The sequence below is a fragment of the Pannonibacter sp. genome, from assembly GCF_051860505.1.
Lineage (GTDB): Bacteria > Pseudomonadota > Alphaproteobacteria > Rhizobiales > Stappiaceae > Pannonibacter.
In genome coordinates, this window is record NZ_JBHYDX010000011.1 from 88,629 (window position 1) to 103,006 (window position 14,378).

At 65.2% G+C, this 14,378-nt stretch carries 14 protein-coding genes; 6 read left to right on the forward strand and 8 right to left on the reverse strand.

The annotated features are described in order from the left end of the window. Positions 1 to 10: 10 nt before the first annotated feature. The 3 genes from ACTIFE_RS09800 to ACTIFE_RS09810 are packed head-to-tail and all read right to left on the reverse strand — an operon-like array spanning position 11 to position 4,821. A complete protein-coding gene (locus ACTIFE_RS09800) occupies positions 11 to 2,863 on the reverse strand; it encodes a DUF4159 domain-containing protein (protein ID WP_439528970.1) in 2,853 nt (950 codons plus the stop codon). Further along, the gene (locus ACTIFE_RS09805) at positions 2,863 to 3,792 is read right to left on the reverse strand and encodes a DUF58 domain-containing protein (protein WP_439528971.1); all 930 of its coding nucleotides are present in this window, start codon (positions 3,790 to 3,792) and stop codon (positions 2,863 to 2,865) included. The genes ACTIFE_RS09800 and ACTIFE_RS09805 overlap by 1 nt, the downstream gene beginning before the upstream one ends. Before the next feature lie 15 nt (positions 3,793 to 3,807). Continuing rightward, on the reverse strand, positions 3,808 to 4,821 hold the full coding sequence (locus tag ACTIFE_RS09810) for an AAA family ATPase (RefSeq protein WP_439528972.1): 1,014 nt from the start codon (positions 4,819 to 4,821) through the stop codon (positions 3,808 to 3,810). Positions 4,822 to 5,002: 181 nt separating this feature from the next. Between ACTIFE_RS09810 and ACTIFE_RS09815 the strand changes: the two genes are divergently transcribed. Genes ACTIFE_RS09815 through ACTIFE_RS09830 form a run of 4 tightly spaced genes read left to right on the forward strand, consistent with a single transcriptional unit; the run spans position 5,003 to position 7,779 of the window. Then, positions 5,003 to 5,656 (forward strand): DUF1285 domain-containing protein, encoded by a 654-nt coding sequence (locus ACTIFE_RS09815; RefSeq protein ID WP_439528973.1) that lies wholly within the window; start codon positions 5,003 to 5,005, stop codon positions 5,654 to 5,656. Positions 5,657 to 5,700: 44 nt separating this feature from the next. Further along, positions 5,701 to 6,291, forward strand: coding sequence for a CoA pyrophosphatase (locus tag ACTIFE_RS09820; protein WP_439529012.1), 591 nt, complete (start codon positions 5,701 to 5,703; stop codon positions 6,289 to 6,291). After that, a complete protein-coding gene (locus tag ACTIFE_RS09825; RefSeq protein ID WP_439528974.1) occupies positions 6,291 to 6,551 on the forward strand; it encodes a DUF6111 family protein in 261 nt (86 codons plus the stop codon). Before ACTIFE_RS09820 ends, ACTIFE_RS09825 begins: the two co-directional genes overlap by 1 nt. Next, positions 6,544 to 7,779 carry a CCA tRNA nucleotidyltransferase gene (locus ACTIFE_RS09830; protein WP_439528975.1) on the forward strand — a complete coding sequence of 412 codons (1,236 nt, stop codon included), beginning with the start codon at positions 6,544 to 6,546 and terminating at the stop codon, positions 7,777 to 7,779. The genes ACTIFE_RS09825 and ACTIFE_RS09830 overlap by 8 nt, the downstream gene beginning before the upstream one ends. Here ACTIFE_RS09830 and ACTIFE_RS09835 read toward each other — a convergent pair. Then, the gene (locus ACTIFE_RS09835) at positions 7,776 to 8,273 is read right to left on the reverse strand and encodes a GNAT family N-acetyltransferase (protein WP_439529013.1); all 498 of its coding nucleotides are present in this window, start codon (positions 8,271 to 8,273) and stop codon (positions 7,776 to 7,778) included. The two genes, ACTIFE_RS09830 and ACTIFE_RS09835, sit on opposite strands and share 4 nt — an antisense overlap. A 250-nt stretch (positions 8,274 to 8,523) precedes the next feature. After that, positions 8,524 to 9,006, reverse strand: coding sequence for an NUDIX domain-containing protein (locus ACTIFE_RS09840; protein ID WP_439528976.1), 483 nt, complete (start codon positions 9,004 to 9,006; stop codon positions 8,524 to 8,526). Between the two features lie 459 nt (positions 9,007 to 9,465). Here ACTIFE_RS09840 and ACTIFE_RS09845 point away from each other — a divergent pair, with 459 nt between their 5' ends. After that, positions 9,466 to 10,377 carry a metallophosphoesterase family protein gene (locus ACTIFE_RS09845; RefSeq protein WP_439528977.1) on the forward strand — a complete coding sequence of 304 codons (912 nt, stop codon included), beginning with the start codon at positions 9,466 to 9,468 and terminating at the stop codon, positions 10,375 to 10,377. A gap of 19 nt (positions 10,378 to 10,396) precedes the next feature. Here the strand turns inward: ACTIFE_RS09845 and ACTIFE_RS09850 are convergent, their stop codons facing one another. Both ACTIFE_RS09850 and ACTIFE_RS09855 read right to left on the reverse strand, forming a co-directional pair. Beyond that, a complete protein-coding gene (locus ACTIFE_RS09850; protein ID WP_439528978.1) occupies positions 10,397 to 10,993 on the reverse strand; it encodes a hypothetical protein in 597 nt (198 codons plus the stop codon). 172 nt (positions 10,994 to 11,165) lie between these two features. Next, positions 11,166 to 11,780 (reverse strand): GNAT family N-acetyltransferase, encoded by a 615-nt coding sequence (locus ACTIFE_RS09855; RefSeq protein WP_439528979.1) that lies wholly within the window; start codon positions 11,778 to 11,780, stop codon positions 11,166 to 11,168. A gap of 125 nt (positions 11,781 to 11,905) precedes the next feature. Here ACTIFE_RS09855 and ACTIFE_RS09860 point away from each other — a divergent pair, with 125 nt between their 5' ends. Further along, positions 11,906 to 12,184 (forward strand): hypothetical protein, encoded by a 279-nt coding sequence (locus ACTIFE_RS09860; protein WP_439528980.1) that lies wholly within the window; start codon positions 11,906 to 11,908, stop codon positions 12,182 to 12,184. 34 nt (positions 12,185 to 12,218) lie between these two features. Here ACTIFE_RS09860 and flhA read toward each other — a convergent pair whose 3' ends face one another. Then, entirely contained in the window at positions 12,219 to 14,372 is a 2,154-nt protein-coding gene (flhA, locus tag ACTIFE_RS09865) for a flagellar biosynthesis protein FlhA (protein WP_439528981.1), read from the reverse strand. Positions 14,373 to 14,378 lie beyond the last annotated feature (6 nt).

Sequence of the window (14,378 nt, forward strand, 5' to 3'; positions counted from 1 at the left end):
CGTGTCTCCCTCACTGGCCAAGCCGTTCGAGCAGTGCCGGCACATGCACCTGATCGGCCTTGTAGTTGCCGGTCAGGCTGTACATGACGATGTTGACCCCGGCACGATAGGCATATTCGCGCTGGCCCGGATCATCGGGAACAGTTGGATAGAGCGGGTGGCCGCCGGCATCCACCGCCCATGCCGCCGCAAGATCATTGCCGGTGATGAGGATCGGCGTCACCCCGTCACCGGAGCGTACGGGCCGCTCGCTGTCCTGCGGACTGGCCTCCGTCGCCTCGACCCAGAGCGGACTGGTGGCAAAGCGGCCGGGGAAACTGTCGAGCAGGAAAAACGCCTTGGTCAGCACGTGATCCTCAGGCACTGGCTCCAGCGCGGGGACATCGAGGCCTTCCAGGATCTCGCGCAGCTTCAGTGTCGCCGGCGTGCCGGAGAGGCCAGTGGCCGAGGTGGTGATATGATCCCGGGTGTCGAAGAGGATAGTCCCGCCACCACGCATGAACCCATCGATGCGGCCCATGGTGCGGGCATCCGGCTTTGGGCTGGCCGGATCGATGGGCCAGTAGAGCAGCGCGAAAAAGGCCAGTTCATCGCTGGAAATGTCGAGACCAATGGGCGCGCCCGGCTCCAATGCCGTGCGAGCGGCCAGATACTGGGAAAGGCCGTCAAGACCCGCGCGACTGGCCTCGTCGATCTCCGGATTGCCAGTGATGACATAGGCAAGCCGCGTCTCGACAGTCGCCTCAAGCGCCTTAAGGTCCTCGGAGGAGGTTGCCTGGGCCTGCGCCGGCCCGGCTGCACTGACTAGGAGCGAAAGGGCGACGCCGATGGCGAGGAAGCCAACCAAGACGGCAGCCAAACGGGCAAGACGCAGGCGGCTGAGCATCCCGGCCATCAAGAGCACGATCAGCGCATCCAGCGCCAGCAGCAGGAAGGCAGAGGAGAACAGCCCGGCACGCAGATCCACCGGCTCGGCATCGAGATAGGGGCGGACGTCAAGACCGTTGCCGAAAGGAGCGGTGTCGAGCGGCATGAGGCGTTCCCCGCCAGAAAGAAGGTTGAGCGCACGGTAGCCATCCTCGGTGCCATAGAGGCCGGGCGGCGTGTCGCGGCTGGCGCGGACTGCTGCAAATCCCGACGCCGGGATGGAAGTAACATCGGCCCGAGGCGGAACGAAGGCGCCGAACCCATCGAGCAGCCGCAGCGGCGGCAGAACGGAGCGCACCTCGGTTTCTGCTGCTGCACCCGCCGGCAGGCCCTCGCCTGAATCGGGTGCGGCGGCCACGGCGCTGGCTGAGGCAACGATCCGGCGCAGCATGTCGACATAGGTGCCGGAGAGCGGCAGGTTGGACCAGGCACTGTCCGCTGTGACATGGAACAGGACGATGGCCCCCTCCCCGCGCCGGCCGGCGGTGACCAGTGGCGTGCCATCCGTCAGCATGGCCCAGCTGCGCTCGGGCAGATCCGCCGTCGGCTCGGCAAGCACCTGACGCGACACCAGCACCTCGTCAGGAACGGCGAGCCCGGCAAAGGGCGAGGCGGCGGGGAACGGCGCCAGCTTCTGCGGCTGTTCCCAAGACAGGCTGCCGCCGAGGGTGCGGCCACCGGCGCGCAGGGCAACCGGCAGAAGATCATCCGTGCTGCCCGCTGTGCGCGGACCGGCAAAGCGGACCAGCAACCCGCCGCCACGCACCCAGCGATCGAGCGCTTCGACGGCCGGATCCGGCAGGCGGCCGACATCGGCCAGCATGACGACGGAGACGCCCTGCTCCAGCAACTCCGGGATGGCTGCGCCGAGATCGGTGGAGCGCGGCAGGCGCAGATCCGCGAAAGGCGCAAGTGCCCGCTGCAGATAATACAGCGGCGACAGCAGCGGTTGGGCCTGATCGGCCCCAGCGCCGGAAATCAACCCGACCGTGCGCCGGCGCCAGCTGTCATCAATCAGCTTGACAGCTCCGGCGGCACGCTCCCCGTCGATTTCGAGACGGGCGATGTCATTGCGCAGTTCGCTGGGCAAGGTGAAACTCGCAGAGGCCTCGGCCGCATCGGTCTCGAACCGGGCGATGGCCTCACCGAGGACCAGGCCCTTTGGGTCCAGCGCCCTCAGCTTGACGTCGGCAGCCGCTTCCCCGGGCGTGCGGATCAAGGTGGCGGTCAGGGCATCGGCCGTGCTGGACAGAGCGGCGATGCCCTGCGGCGTCCGGGCACCGGTGTAGAGCGTCAGCGGCGTGGCACCGGCCAGAACGGCCAGATCCCGCTGGAAGGCCCCGGCAAACGGATCCTCCAACCCGTCGGAGATCCAGACGATGTGGCCGGGTGGTGTCTCGGCGATGGCCTTGCGCAGGGCGGTGACCAGTTCAGCGCGCTGCCGGTCCCAGGGCTGCGGCGCCATGGCGCGCAATCGTTCAGCGGCAAGGGCGGCGGATGTCGGGGTCAAGGGCTGGGCCGGACCATCGGCCGTGGCCGCGAGGATCACCGGCACCTCAGCGGTCTCGGCGAGTTCCAGGACGCCCCGGGCGGCCGTCAACTGACGGTCCCAATCCGCGGCGGAAGTCCAGCCGTTGTCGAGAAGAATGAGCACCGGGCCCTCGCCGAGCGCGATGCGGTCGGCAGGGCGCCACTGCGGGCCGGCCAGGGCCAGGATCAGCAGAGCAGCGATGAGCAGGCGCAGCAGGGTCAGCCACCACGGGCTTTTCTGCGGCGTTTCCTCGCGCTTCTCGATGTCGACCAGGAGCCGGGTTGGTGGAAAGGTCACCTCTCGCGGACGCGGCGGGGTGAAGCGCAGCAGCCACCAGATCACCGGAAGCAGGACAAGCGCACCAAGAACAGCGGGCGCGGCGAAGGCGAGCGGCAGACCGAACATCACAGACGCCCTCCCTTGCCTGTGAGCCCGTCCGAATGGCCGCTGAGGCGCTCATGCAGCGCCAGCAGCGGCTCGGTCGCAGACCGGTCGGTGTGGTGCAGGATATAGCTCCAGCCGGCGCGGGTGGCGAGCTGGCGCAAGGCATCCTTGCGCTCGGCCAGGCGCGCCTGATAGGCCGCGCGCCAGCTTTCGGCGCGTCCCGTCGTCAGCTTGAGGCCGGATTCCGGGTCGCGGAACTCGACCCGGCCATCGAAGGGGAAGGTCTCCTCGATCGGATCCAGCACCTGGACCAGCGCGCCGCGTGCCCCGGTCCCGGCCACCCGGTTGACCCAGTTGGCGATGTCGGCGAGGGGATCCAGAAAATCGGCGATCAGCACCACGTCGGAAAAGCGCCGAATGCCGGTGCTGTCCGGCAGTGCGGCAGGCTTGGCCAGATGCACCAGCGCATCGGCGAGACGCTCGGCGGCATTGCGGTCGGACAGGGGCCGGGTCACGCCTGGCAGGCCGATGCGCTCGCCGCTGCCGGCCAGCATGTCGGCAAGGGCCAGCAACAGGACGATCGCGCGGTCGCGCTTGGAGACATGTGACAGATTGGACCGGAAGGACATGGAGGACGACAGATCCGCCCACAGCCACAGCGTATGTGCGGCCTCCCATTCCCGTTCGCGGACATAAAGATGGTCATCGCGGGCCGAGCGACGCCAGTCGATGCGCCGGGCCGGCTCGCCCATGTTGAACGGACGGAACTGCCAGAAGGTCTCGCCGGGCCCAGAGCGCCGGCGGCCATGCCAACCAGCGGAGACCGTGTTGCCGATGTGGCGGGCATCGACCAGCAGATCCGGCAGGGCTTCGGCAAGGCTGCGGGCCTCGCCCATGGTGACGGGGCCGGCCAGGGATGTGTCTGCTGCTGTCTCCGCGCCGCGCGCCATTCAGCTTCTCCCACCTCAGCCGATTTTCGCCTTCAGCCGGCCAATGACCTCGCGCACGCTGTGCCCATCGGCACGGGCGGCGAAGGTCAGGGCCATGCGGTGCTGCAGCACCGGTTCGGCCAGCGCCAGCACGTCGTCGATGGACGGGGCCAGACGGCCTTCCAGCAGGGCACGGGCGCGGACGGTCAGCATCAGGGCCTGGCTGGCACGCGGGCCGGGGCCCCAGGCGATCAGGCGCTGCAGCTCGTCGCCCTCGCCCCCTTCCGCCGGGCGGGCGGCCCGCACAAGGCTCAGGATTGCCTCGACGACGCTCTCGCCCACCGGCATGCGGCGGACAAGGGTCTGGATCGCGGCCAGTTCCTCACCGTTCAGGACACCTTTTGCCTTGGCCTCACCGGCGCTGGTGGTTTCCAGCAGGATCCGCCGCTCGGCCTCGAGGGTCGGATAATGCACGTCGATCTGCATCAGGAAGCGGTCGAGTTGGGCTTCGGGCAGCGGATAGGTGCCCTCCTGCTCCAGCGGATTCTGGGTGGCCAGAACGTGGAACGGCCGGGGCAGGTCATGCGGTTGGCCGGCGATGGTGACATGATATTCCTGCATCGCCTGCAGGAGCGCCGACTGGGTGCGCGGGCTGGCACGGTTGATCTCGTCGGCCATCAGCAACTGACAGAACACAGGGCCTGCGATGAAGCGGAAGGCACGCGCGCCATCGGCGGCCTGCTCCATGACTTCGGCGCCGAGAATGTCGGAGGGCATCAGGTCAGGGGTGAACTGGATGCGGCGGGCATTGAGACCCAGCACCGTGCCGAGCGTGTCGACAAGCTTGGTCTTTGCAAGGCCTGGAACCCCGACAAGAAGCCCGTGGCCACCGGCGAGGATGGTCACCAGCGCGCGCTCGACGACGCTTTCCTGGCCAAAGATCACCCGGGCGATGTCTGCTTTCGCCTCCCCGATGCGGGCGACGGCCTTTTCGGCCTCGGCCATGATCGCGGCGGGATCCGTTTCTGGGGAGGGGCTGATTGCGCTCATCGCGGACCTCTTCGCTTTGCCTGCATCACCACCGGACGGCTTGGCCGAACAGGCCATTGGTTCGAATACTCTGACAGCATATCTTAACCCCGGTAAGCCGCTAATTCTGGCAAGAGCTTCTGTGAGCGGCCTACGGACCAGGCCGTGAGCATGGATCACACCGCCCGGACATGGCGGAAGAATGGCGATGCAGCCGCTGCCCCTTGGGACGCAGCAGGGCGAACAGGAAGAAACGATGACGCAACTGGATGCAGGACTGACCGCGCTGCTGGCCCGCGCCGGGGCCGGCAATGGCCGCAAGCCGCCGGTTGAACAGTGGAATCCCCCGTTTTGCGGCGATCTGGACATGCGCATCGCGGTCGATGGCAGTTGGCATTACATGGGCTCCCCCATCGGCCGGGAGGCGCTGGTGCGGCTGTTTGCGTCTGTCCTGCGCCGCGACGCGGACGGGGCTCACTATCTTGTGACCCCTGTGGAAAAGGTAAGGATTCGCGTCGACGACGCTCCGTTCCTGGCCGTGGAGTTGCATGCGGAGGACACCGGCCCGGCGCAGCGACTCACCCTGCGCACCAGTGTCGGAGATGTGATCACCGCCGGCCCCGAACATCCGTTGCGGTTTGCTGTCGAGGCTGACACTGGCGGCCTGAAGCCCTATGTCCATGTTCGCGGACGGCTGGAGGCGCTGCTGGCGCGGCCGCTGCTCTACGAGCTTGCGGACCTGTTCGTGGACCGGGACGGGGAAACCGGGGTGTGGAGCGGCGGGGCTTTCTTTGCCTTGCCGACCGAAGCCTTGGACAAAATGGAAACAGACACGAACGGGGAGACGGCAGCGTGAGCGTGGTGGATCTGGCGCCCTATAGCCTGGCGGAGTTCCGCAGCATGGCGCTGTCGCGCCTGCCGGTTCCCGCCGACCGTGTCACGGGCGACCACATTCTCAACCCGGACATGGGGCCGTATGCGAAATGGACCGGGGCACCGCGCGAGGCAGCGGTGCTGATCCCGATCCTTGAGCGAAGCAGCGGCAAGGTGAGCGTCCTGTTCACCGAACGCACCGCGCATCTGTCCTCCCACGCCGGACAGGTGGCATTTCCCGGCGGAAAGATCGACCCCGAGGACGGGACGCCGGAAATGGCGGCCCTTCGGGAGGCGGAAGAGGAAATCGGCCTCCATCGCCACCATGTCGAACCCTTCGCCCGGCTCGCCCCCTATCTTACCGGCTCCGGCTACCGGGTGACACCGATCATCGGCTTCGTCAGCGGCGATCCAGTGCTAACGCCAAACCCCGGTGAAGTGGCCGATGTCTTCGAGGTTCCGCTGGCCTTCCTCATGGATCCGGCAAATCATCAGCGCCAAAGCCGGGACTGGCAGGGCAAGGCGCGCTATTTCTACGCCATGCCCTATGAAACCAGATACATCTGGGGCGTGACCGCGGGCATTGTCCGCTCCCTTTACGAAACGGTGTATGGCTGATGCTGCGCGTATTTCTCACACAGCTCCTGTTCTTCCTGCTGCCGTTCATTGGCTATGCCATGTGGCTGTGGTTCACCCGAAAGGGGCAAAGCGCCGACAACTGGCGCAACGGCCCGGTGTTCTGGCTCATTTTCAGTGGCCTCCTGATCAGCATCGGCAGCTTTATCCTGATGGCGAGCTTCGACCGGATGCCGCAGGACAAGGAGTACAGGCCGGCAGAGTTCCGCGACGGCGCGCTCGTGCCCGGACGCTATGAATAACGCACTGCCCGCGCTGGCATCAGCTGCCTGGCTGAAGGCCCCTGCCCTGCAGCGCGTTTTTGGCGCCATCGGGCGTGACGGCGATGAACTGCGCGCTGTCGGCGGCGCGGTGCGCAACAGCCTCCTCGATGAACCGGTCAGTGATGTCGACCTGTGCACCACGGCCCTGCCGCACCAGGTGATGCAACGGGCCGAGAAGGCCGGGCTGAAGGCGATCCCGACAGGCATCGACCACGGCACGGTGACGGTGGTGAGTTCGGGTGAGGCCTTCGAGATCACCACCTTGCGCGAAGATGTAGAGACCTTCGGCCGTCATGCGGTGGTGCGGTTCGGACGCGACTGGACGCATGACGCGGCCCGGCGTGATTTCACCCTGAATGCGCTTTATTGCTCTGCCGATGGCACCTTGCATGACCCCTTGGGCGGGCTTGCCGATTGCCTTGCCCGAAAAGTCCGCTTCATCGGCGATGCCAGCCAGCGCATCCGGGAAGACTATCTGCGCATCCTGCGTTTTTTCCGCATGCAGGCGACCTACGGCCGCGGAGATCTGGACGGCGAGGGCCTCAGCGCCTCGATTGCCCTGCGCGATGGTCTGCGCCAGCTGTCAGCCGAACGGGTGGGCAGCGAGTTGAAACGGCTTGTCGTCGCCCCGAAGGCAGCACCCGTCGTGCATCTGATGGAGGACAGCGGGATACTGGAAATCGTCACCGGCGGGGTTGCGCGGCTTGCTGATTTCGAGGCGCTGAAGCACTTGCAGCCGGATCTGCCGGAAGCCGCCGCAGCGCCCGTCTGCCTCGCCGCGCTGTTCGGTTTCGGGACCGATGACCTTGAGCGCTTGGCCGAGCGCCTGCGATTGTCCAATGCCGAACGCGACCGGATGGTTCGCGCAAGACTGGCAGCCGATCGCATCGTGGCGACGTCAGATGCACAGCGCACCGTCAAGGCGCTGCTTGTCGACGAGGGCGGGACGACGGCGGCCGATGGTCTGGCACTGGCGACCGCGATGTTGAGGGCAAGAGGCGAGGATGGAAGACAGCTAGCTGCCGCTCGGGCCTTGCTGACGGACTGGACCGTACCGGTGTTTCCGGTGACGGGACGCGACCTGATCGAACTTGGCCTGGAAAAAGGCCCGGCGCTCGGGGCAGAGCTGGCGCGCCTCAGGACGGCCTGGGCTGACAGTGACTACACCGTCAGCCGGACCGACCTGCTTGCCCTGATCAGCCCCTAACCCGCCCCGCCGCGAACGAGACCGGACGGCATCGGAGAGCCGTCCAGCATGGCGACCAGCAAGCGGTTCGGATCGACCGGCCCAGGCATGACAATGCGGCCGAAGGGCACCGGATCGAAGCCGAAGGGGCCATAATAAGGCGGATCGCCCACCAGCAGCACGGCCGTTTCGCCGAGCCGCTTCGCCTCGTCCAGTGCCGTGCGCATCAGCAACTTGCCGAGACCCCGGTTCTTGTATTCCGGCGCGACGGTCAGCGGCCCGAGCAGCATTGCCGGCGTGTCGCCGATGCGGATGCGCGTCAGCCGAACGGAGCCGGCGACCTGATCCCCGGCAAGGCCGACGTAGCTGAGGCGCTCGTCATGCGGGATACCCTCGCGGATGCGAAACGCTGTGCGGACGAAACGGCCAGGGCCAAAGGCTGCGGCTTGCAGGGCGTCAACAGCAGCCTCGTCGCACGGGTGCTCAAGGCGAATGAACCAGGTGTCGGCTTTCATGATCATGGGATCCGGGGCAGATAAGGACATCAGTCACGTCCGTTGCCCGGTTCCGCCGCAGCGGACGGGTCCGCTCAGCAGCCAGACAGGAGACGCGCGAAGGCGGACGAGATCCGGTCTCGTCGGCAGCGTCGTCGTCGCAGGTCATGGCACGCGATCATCGCAAGTCCCGAAAACGGCTGCGCCTTGCAGCCAACAAGAATCGCACTATCACGCGTCAGCCGATCAGGTCCATGAAAAAATTCAGCACTCACCAGATCGCACTGGGCGCCATCCGGCCGGCACGTTCATCAAGCCGGCGCAAGGTTGCGCTGGTGATGTCCGCCGGCAGGGCCACAGGCGAGAAGAAACGGGCTTCCGCAATCTCACTGTTGGGCACCGGACTGCGGCTTGGCGGATCCCACTCGGTAATCTCAAAAAGGGCAACGTGATCGCGGCGGGTGGTTTCCCGGTTGTGATAGAGGCCGAGCAGAACCGGTTCGCTGCGGGCAATGATCCCCGTTTCCTCGAAAGTCTCTCGCACTGCCGCCTCGGCCAGCGTCTCGCCCACATCGACGCCGCCGCCGGGAAAATACCAGCCCGGCAGATAGGTGTGGCGAACCAGCAGCACATAGCCGGAGGCATCGCGCAGGATCACGCGAACACCCAGGGTATGGGCATGCCGCAAGAGCGCCGCGCCATGAATCAGGCGGCGTGTGAAACGGGCAGGAAGCAGCGACAGGAGAAAATGCATGGTTCACATATGCCAATGCAGCCGCAAGAGACAAGCCTTGATCCCTTGCGGCGCAGCAATAGCTAACGCGCAGGAAACCGGCCATGCGGAAAACGCAGCCCTGCCCCTCGGGAAAGTTGGATTGTGCACGTGCGAAGAAAGGTTATATATCGCGCATTCCGATCAAAAAGCGGGCAGCGACTTGCACAATCCCTGCGCAAGGCTCTCGCCGGAAACCAAAAGAGTTCAAAATGTTTACCGCTCTGTTCACGCGCCGTCGTCGCACTCGCCGCTTCGCATGGAAGCCGGAGATTGACCTGAGCAATCCGCGCATCCGTGCCACCCTGTCGACCTTCAGCGCCAACTAAGGCTGCGAAGCACCGATAAAAAAGACGTCCGGCCTCCCCCGGGCGTTTTTTTATAACCGCAGGAACCGGCTTTTCGCTTGACCGGCAGCTAATGGCAGCGAACATGCGGCCCATGTTTCGACTGGCACATTTCTCCGATCCGCATCTCGGGCCCCTGCCCGACCCGAGCCTGTGGCAGCTCGCCTCCAAGCGCGTGCTCGGCTTCGTCAACTGGCGCCGCAACCGGTTGCGCGCCATGGGCGGCGATACGCTCGCCCGGCTGCTCGACGACATGGAGGCAGCCGAACCCGACCACATCGCCCTGACCGGCGACCTCGTCAACATCGCCCTGCCGGCCGAAATCAGCGCGGCCCGTGACTGGCTCACCGCCGTCGCGGCGCCGGATCGGTTGTCCGTGGTGCCCGGCAATCACGACGCCTATGTGCCCGGCGCACTCCGCAGCGCGATGCAGGCCTGGCACGCCTACATGACCGGCGACGACAGCGCCATGACACAGCATGGCGCGGCGCACTTCCCCTATGTCCGGCGGCGCGGACCGGTCGCCATCATCGGCGTCTCCACCGCCAAGGCCACCGCGCCCGGCTTTGCCTCCGGTCGGGTTGGCGTGCGCCAGACCCGGCGGCTGATGCAGATGCTGGAGAACCTGGGGAAGGAGCAGGTGTTCCGGGTGGTGCTGATCCACCACCCGCCCTTCAAGGGCGCGACAAGCTGGTACAAACGGCTGGAAGATGCCTCCCGCGTGCGCGCCGCCATCAAGCGCTCAGGCGCCGAACTCGTGCTGCATGGCCACACCCATATCGACAGCCGGACGGTGATCGAGGGGCCGCACGGGCCAGTGCCGGTGATCGGCGTTCCATCCGCCAGCCAGAGCCCCGGCGGGCACAAACCCGGCGCCCGCTACAACCTGTTCGATATTGCGCGCAAAGACACCGGATGGACCTGCCATCTCGAAGAGCGCGGGTTTGCTGAAATTGGTGGCGGGATTGACGTGATTGACCGGCTGGACCTGACGATCCCCGGCTAGCCGCCCGACTTGGCCAGGCTCAGCCCATCGGGTTGGCGAACCAGGCATAGGCGATGAGGCCGATCATGCCGGCAAGGATGCCGCCGAGAAAGGAGACAAGCACCGGACCCCAGATCACGCCACCGCGCGCCGTACCGGAAGGCTGACCGTTGATGGCCGCCTTCATGCGCTTGTCGAGCCAGTCGCCTTCAAGGGCTCGCTCGCGCTCGATGATGCGCTCGGCGATATATTCCGTGACGCAGTCGGCCATGTCATCGAGGTCAGCGGTTTCCAGGATGACGACGCGGCCCAGTCTTGTGTCTTTGAGGAAGCGGTAGGTGCGCCGGTCCCCGGCCACGGCGATATGGCTGGTCATGTCGATCCACAGGCGCGGTGTCGTGCCCGGAACGATCTGGAACGAGAACTGATCGTCGTTCTCCGGCACTTCCTTGAACACATCGGTAAGCTCGTCGGCGAGCATCTCCAGCCGCGTGCGTTCGGTCTCCTGCAGCTCGATCACCACATCCGCCCGTTCGGCCTCGCCAAGGCGGACTTTGCGGATTGCATCGCGCAGGTTGCGCACCTTTGCGTGGGGCACGACATTCGTCGGTGAACCGCTGGTCTGTTCGTTGGCCATGGTGATTCCAGGTTGAGGACATCGCTTTTGTTAAGCGGACTTTTACCCAATTGCGCGGCAGTTAAAACCGCACTGACCGGCCCCCCGGCACTCGTCCACCGGCAATGTCGGCAGGTTGGTTAACTCTTCTTAAGACATTTTAACCGTTACCGCCAGCGCCCTGCCCGGTTGATCACCGATCCGGCCGGATGATCGGCAGATGCGGGCCGACGCTGTCCGGCAACAGGCCGGAAAGGCGCGGGTCATCGATGACTTCCAGCGCGCGCCGGTAAGGCGTGAACCCGCTGGCACAATAGAAGCCGAGCGCCGCAGGGCTGTCACCCGTGCAGGTGTGAACATAGAAGCGCCGCGTTTCAGGCCGGGCCCAGGCCATGTCCAGCCCGGCTTCCATCAGCCAACGGCCCAGGCCGCGCCCGGTTTCCTGCGGCACCAGGCCGAAGAAGGCCAGTTCCACATTGGCCGGATCGGCATAATCCAGTTCAAGCAGCCCGACGGGGCGGCCATCCGAAACGGCAACGTGGATGGTGCGGGTCTCTTGCGCCAGGATCGCGGCAAGCCGGTCGCGCGGCATCAGAAGACGGGAGAACCAGAGCCATTCGTCGCCGATGGCACGGAACAACGGCAGGTAGGTATCCGGATCCGGCTGTTCCCAACGGGTCAGCGTGACGCCCTCGGGCACGCGCGAAAGCCGCGGGGCTGGCCGGGCGAACATCTCGAGATAGGTGACGACAAAGGCGATCTTGCCGGCTGGAAGATCGGTGTATCCATTCAGATTGAGGGGGGTCATGGAAGGTCCTGGGGGCGGGATGAGTGATGTCCGCTTAGCATCCACTGCCAACGACCGACAACCGGCATTTGACGCAGATTGCCGACGTTAACCCCCTGTTAACCATATGCGCCCAGCATGAAGCCATGGCAAAGATCGGAAACAATTTCGGTAAAAGATACGGTGGCAGGTCCGGCAACAAGTTCGGGCAGCAGAAAGAACGCGTGTCGCTGAAAGACTACAACGACGCATGGGCGGCAGTCCGCAGGAAGTCGATCGAGAAGACGAAGGCCCTGTCGCAGGAAATCCAGAACACGATCTATCAGACGACGGTCACCGTCGGCCAGCAACAGACCTATAATGCGTTCCAGGGCAACAATGTCAGCACCGCCTCGGCGCTGTCCCGCCTGAATATCCTAGTCTGACACGGCGGCCTGAGCCGCGCAACTCACCCAATCCTCAGATTGATCCGATCGTCTTCAGCTTGACGCGCGGATGCACCTCGTTCTGGCTCATCACGGTCGTGTGGGCGCGGAAGCGTTCGACAATCGAGCGGACGAAGGGTCGGGTTTGCGGCGAGGTCAGAAGCACCGGCACTTCGCCCTGCTGTGCCGCCTTCTCGAAGGCATCGCGCACGAGCGTGACGAATTCCTGCAGTTTCGACGGCTGCATCGCCAGTTGGCGGTCGTCCCCTTCCCCGACAATCGCCTCGATGAAGGACTGTTCCCAGCGCGGGCTGAGGGAGACAAGCGGCAGATAGCCGCCCGGCGACATGTTCGCGGCACAGATCTGGCGAGCCAGACGCGTGCGCACATGTTCGGCAATGGTGTTGGTGTTGCGGGTAAAGCCGGCAGCCTCTGCGACCCCCTCGAGAATGGTGCCAAGATCGCGGACGGAAATGCGCTCGCCCAGCAAAGTCTGCAGCACACGCTGGATGCCCGATACGGTGATCTGCGACGGAATGAGGTCCTCTACCAACTTGGCCTGTTCCCCTTTCAGCTCTTTCAGCAGCTTCTGCACATCGGCGTAGGTGAGCAGTTCGGCCACATTGGCCTTGATGGTCTCGGTCAGATGGGTCGACAGGACGGTCGCAGGATCGACAACGGTATAGCCGCGCAGGGACGCATCTTCGCGATAGATCGCCTCAACCCAGGTGGCTGGCAGGCCGAAGGTCGGCTCGGTGGTGTTGGTGCCCGGGATTTTCACCTGGCCGCCAGCCGGATCCATGACCATGAAGCGGTTGGGGAACAGCATGCCCTTGCCCGCATCCACTTCCTTGACCTTGATCGTATAGTCGTTGGCGCCAAGCTGGATGTTGTCGAGAATGCGCACCGGCGGCATGATGATGCCCATGTCGGCCGCGACCTGCCGGCGCAACGCCTTGATCTGTTCGGTCAGTTGATCCGGCTGGCCGGTCTGCTGGCCATTGATGAGCGGCAACAGCGCATAGCCAAGCTCGATGCGCAGTTCGTCCATCTTGAGGGCGTCGGTGATCGGTGGCTCGGGGACCGGCTTTGGCGCGCTCTCGACCGCCTTGACCGCCGCAGCCTGGAAGGCCGTCACCTTCTTCGCGTTGCCTGCCTTGATCGCCAGCCAGCCGGCAAGCGCTGCAAGCCCCAGAAACGGCACCATCGGAATGCCGGGCAGCATCGCCAAGGCCACCATGACGAAGGACGACATGCCCAGCGCCTTGGGATAGCCGGTGAACTGCGCCACCAGTGCCTTGTCGGCCGAGCCGCTGACACCAGCCTTGGAAACAAGGATGCCGGCGGCGGTGGAGACGATCAGGGCCGGGATCTGCGACACAAGGCCATCACCGACGGTGAGGATCGTGTAATTCTGCGCCGCTTCGCCGAAGGTGAGACCCATCTGGGCCACCCCGATGACGATGCCGCCGATGACATTGATGAAGGTGATGAGCAGACCGGCGATGGCATCGCCGCGCACGAATTTCGACGCGCCGTCCATGGCGCCGAAGAAGGTGCTTTCCTCCTCCAGTTCCTTGCGCCGGCGCTTGGCTTCCGTCTCGTCGATGAGGCCGGAGGACAGGTCAGCGTCGATGGCCATCTGCTTGCCGGGCATGGCGTCGAGGGTGAAGCGCGCAGCGACTTCAGCGATACGTCCGGAACCCTTGGTGATGACGATGAAGTTCACGATCACCAGGATGGCGAAGACGATGATGCCGATGACGAAGTTCCCGCCCATGACGAACTGGCCAAAGGACTGGATCACCTGACCGGCAGCCCCGGTGCCTTCGTGTCCACCGGCCAGGATGAGGCGGGTCGAGGCCAGGTTCAGCGCCAGGCGCAGCATCGTCGAGATCAGCAGGACCGTCGGAAAGGACGAGAATTCAAGCGGCTTCTGGATGAACAGGCCGGTCATCAGGATCATCACCGACAGGATGATCGAAATCGCCAGGAAGAAGTCCAGCAGCATCGCCGGCATCGGCATGATGAGCATCACGAGGATGACCATGACACCGACGGCAAGGCCGATATCGCCCTTGCGGATGGAATCCAAGAACTCGGCCGCCGACGGCAAGCCGAAGCTGGGCACTGCCGGCGGACGCGGCGGTGTCGGCGGTGTCGGCTCGTTGGCGGACGTATCGGTCATGGGGTG

Bases quoted from the DNA above. Each gene is read 5' to 3' on its own strand.
- ACTIFE_RS09860 (WP_439528980.1), top strand. From the start codon at position 11,906: ATGGCAAAGATCGGAAACAATTTCGGTAAAAGATACGGTGGCAGGTCC.
- ACTIFE_RS09815 (WP_439528973.1), top strand. From the start codon at position 5,003: ATGGCGATGCAGCCGCTGCCCCTTGGGACGCAGCAGGGCGAACAGGAA.
- ACTIFE_RS09855 (WP_439528979.1), bottom strand. From the start codon at position 11,780: ATGACCCCCCTCAATCTGAATGGATACACCGATCTTCCAGCCGGCAAG.
- ACTIFE_RS09800 (WP_439528970.1), bottom strand. From the start codon at position 2,863: ATGTTCGGTCTGCCGCTCGCCTTCGCCGCGCCCGCTGTTCTTGGTGCG.
- ACTIFE_RS09820 (WP_439529012.1), top strand. From the start codon at position 5,701: ATGGCGCTGTCGCGCCTGCCGGTTCCCGCCGACCGTGTCACGGGCGAC.
- ACTIFE_RS09805 (WP_439528971.1), bottom strand. From the start codon at position 3,792: ATGGCGCGCGGCGCGGAGACAGCAGCAGACACATCCCTGGCCGGCCCC.
- ACTIFE_RS09840 (WP_439528976.1), bottom strand. From the start codon at position 9,006: ATGCATTTTCTCCTGTCGCTGCTTCCTGCCCGTTTCACACGCCGCCTG.
- ACTIFE_RS09825 (WP_439528974.1), top strand. From the start codon at position 6,291: ATGCTGCGCGTATTTCTCACACAGCTCCTGTTCTTCCTGCTGCCGTTC.
- ACTIFE_RS09835 (WP_439529013.1), bottom strand. From the start codon at position 8,273: ATGAAAGCCGACACCTGGTTCATTCGCCTTGAGCACCCGTGCGACGAG.
- ACTIFE_RS09845 (WP_439528977.1), top strand. From the start codon at position 9,466: ATGTTTCGACTGGCACATTTCTCCGATCCGCATCTCGGGCCCCTGCCC.
- ACTIFE_RS09810 (WP_439528972.1), bottom strand. From the start codon at position 4,821: ATGAGCGCAATCAGCCCCTCCCCAGAAACGGATCCCGCCGCGATCATG.
- ACTIFE_RS09830 (WP_439528975.1), top strand. From the start codon at position 6,544: ATGAATAACGCACTGCCCGCGCTGGCATCAGCTGCCTGGCTGAAGGCC.
- flhA (WP_439528981.1), bottom strand. From the start codon at position 14,372: ATGACCGATACGTCCGCCAACGAGCCGACACCGCCGACACCGCCGCGT.
- ACTIFE_RS09850 (WP_439528978.1), bottom strand. From the start codon at position 10,993: ATGGCCAACGAACAGACCAGCGGTTCACCGACGAATGTCGTGCCCCAC.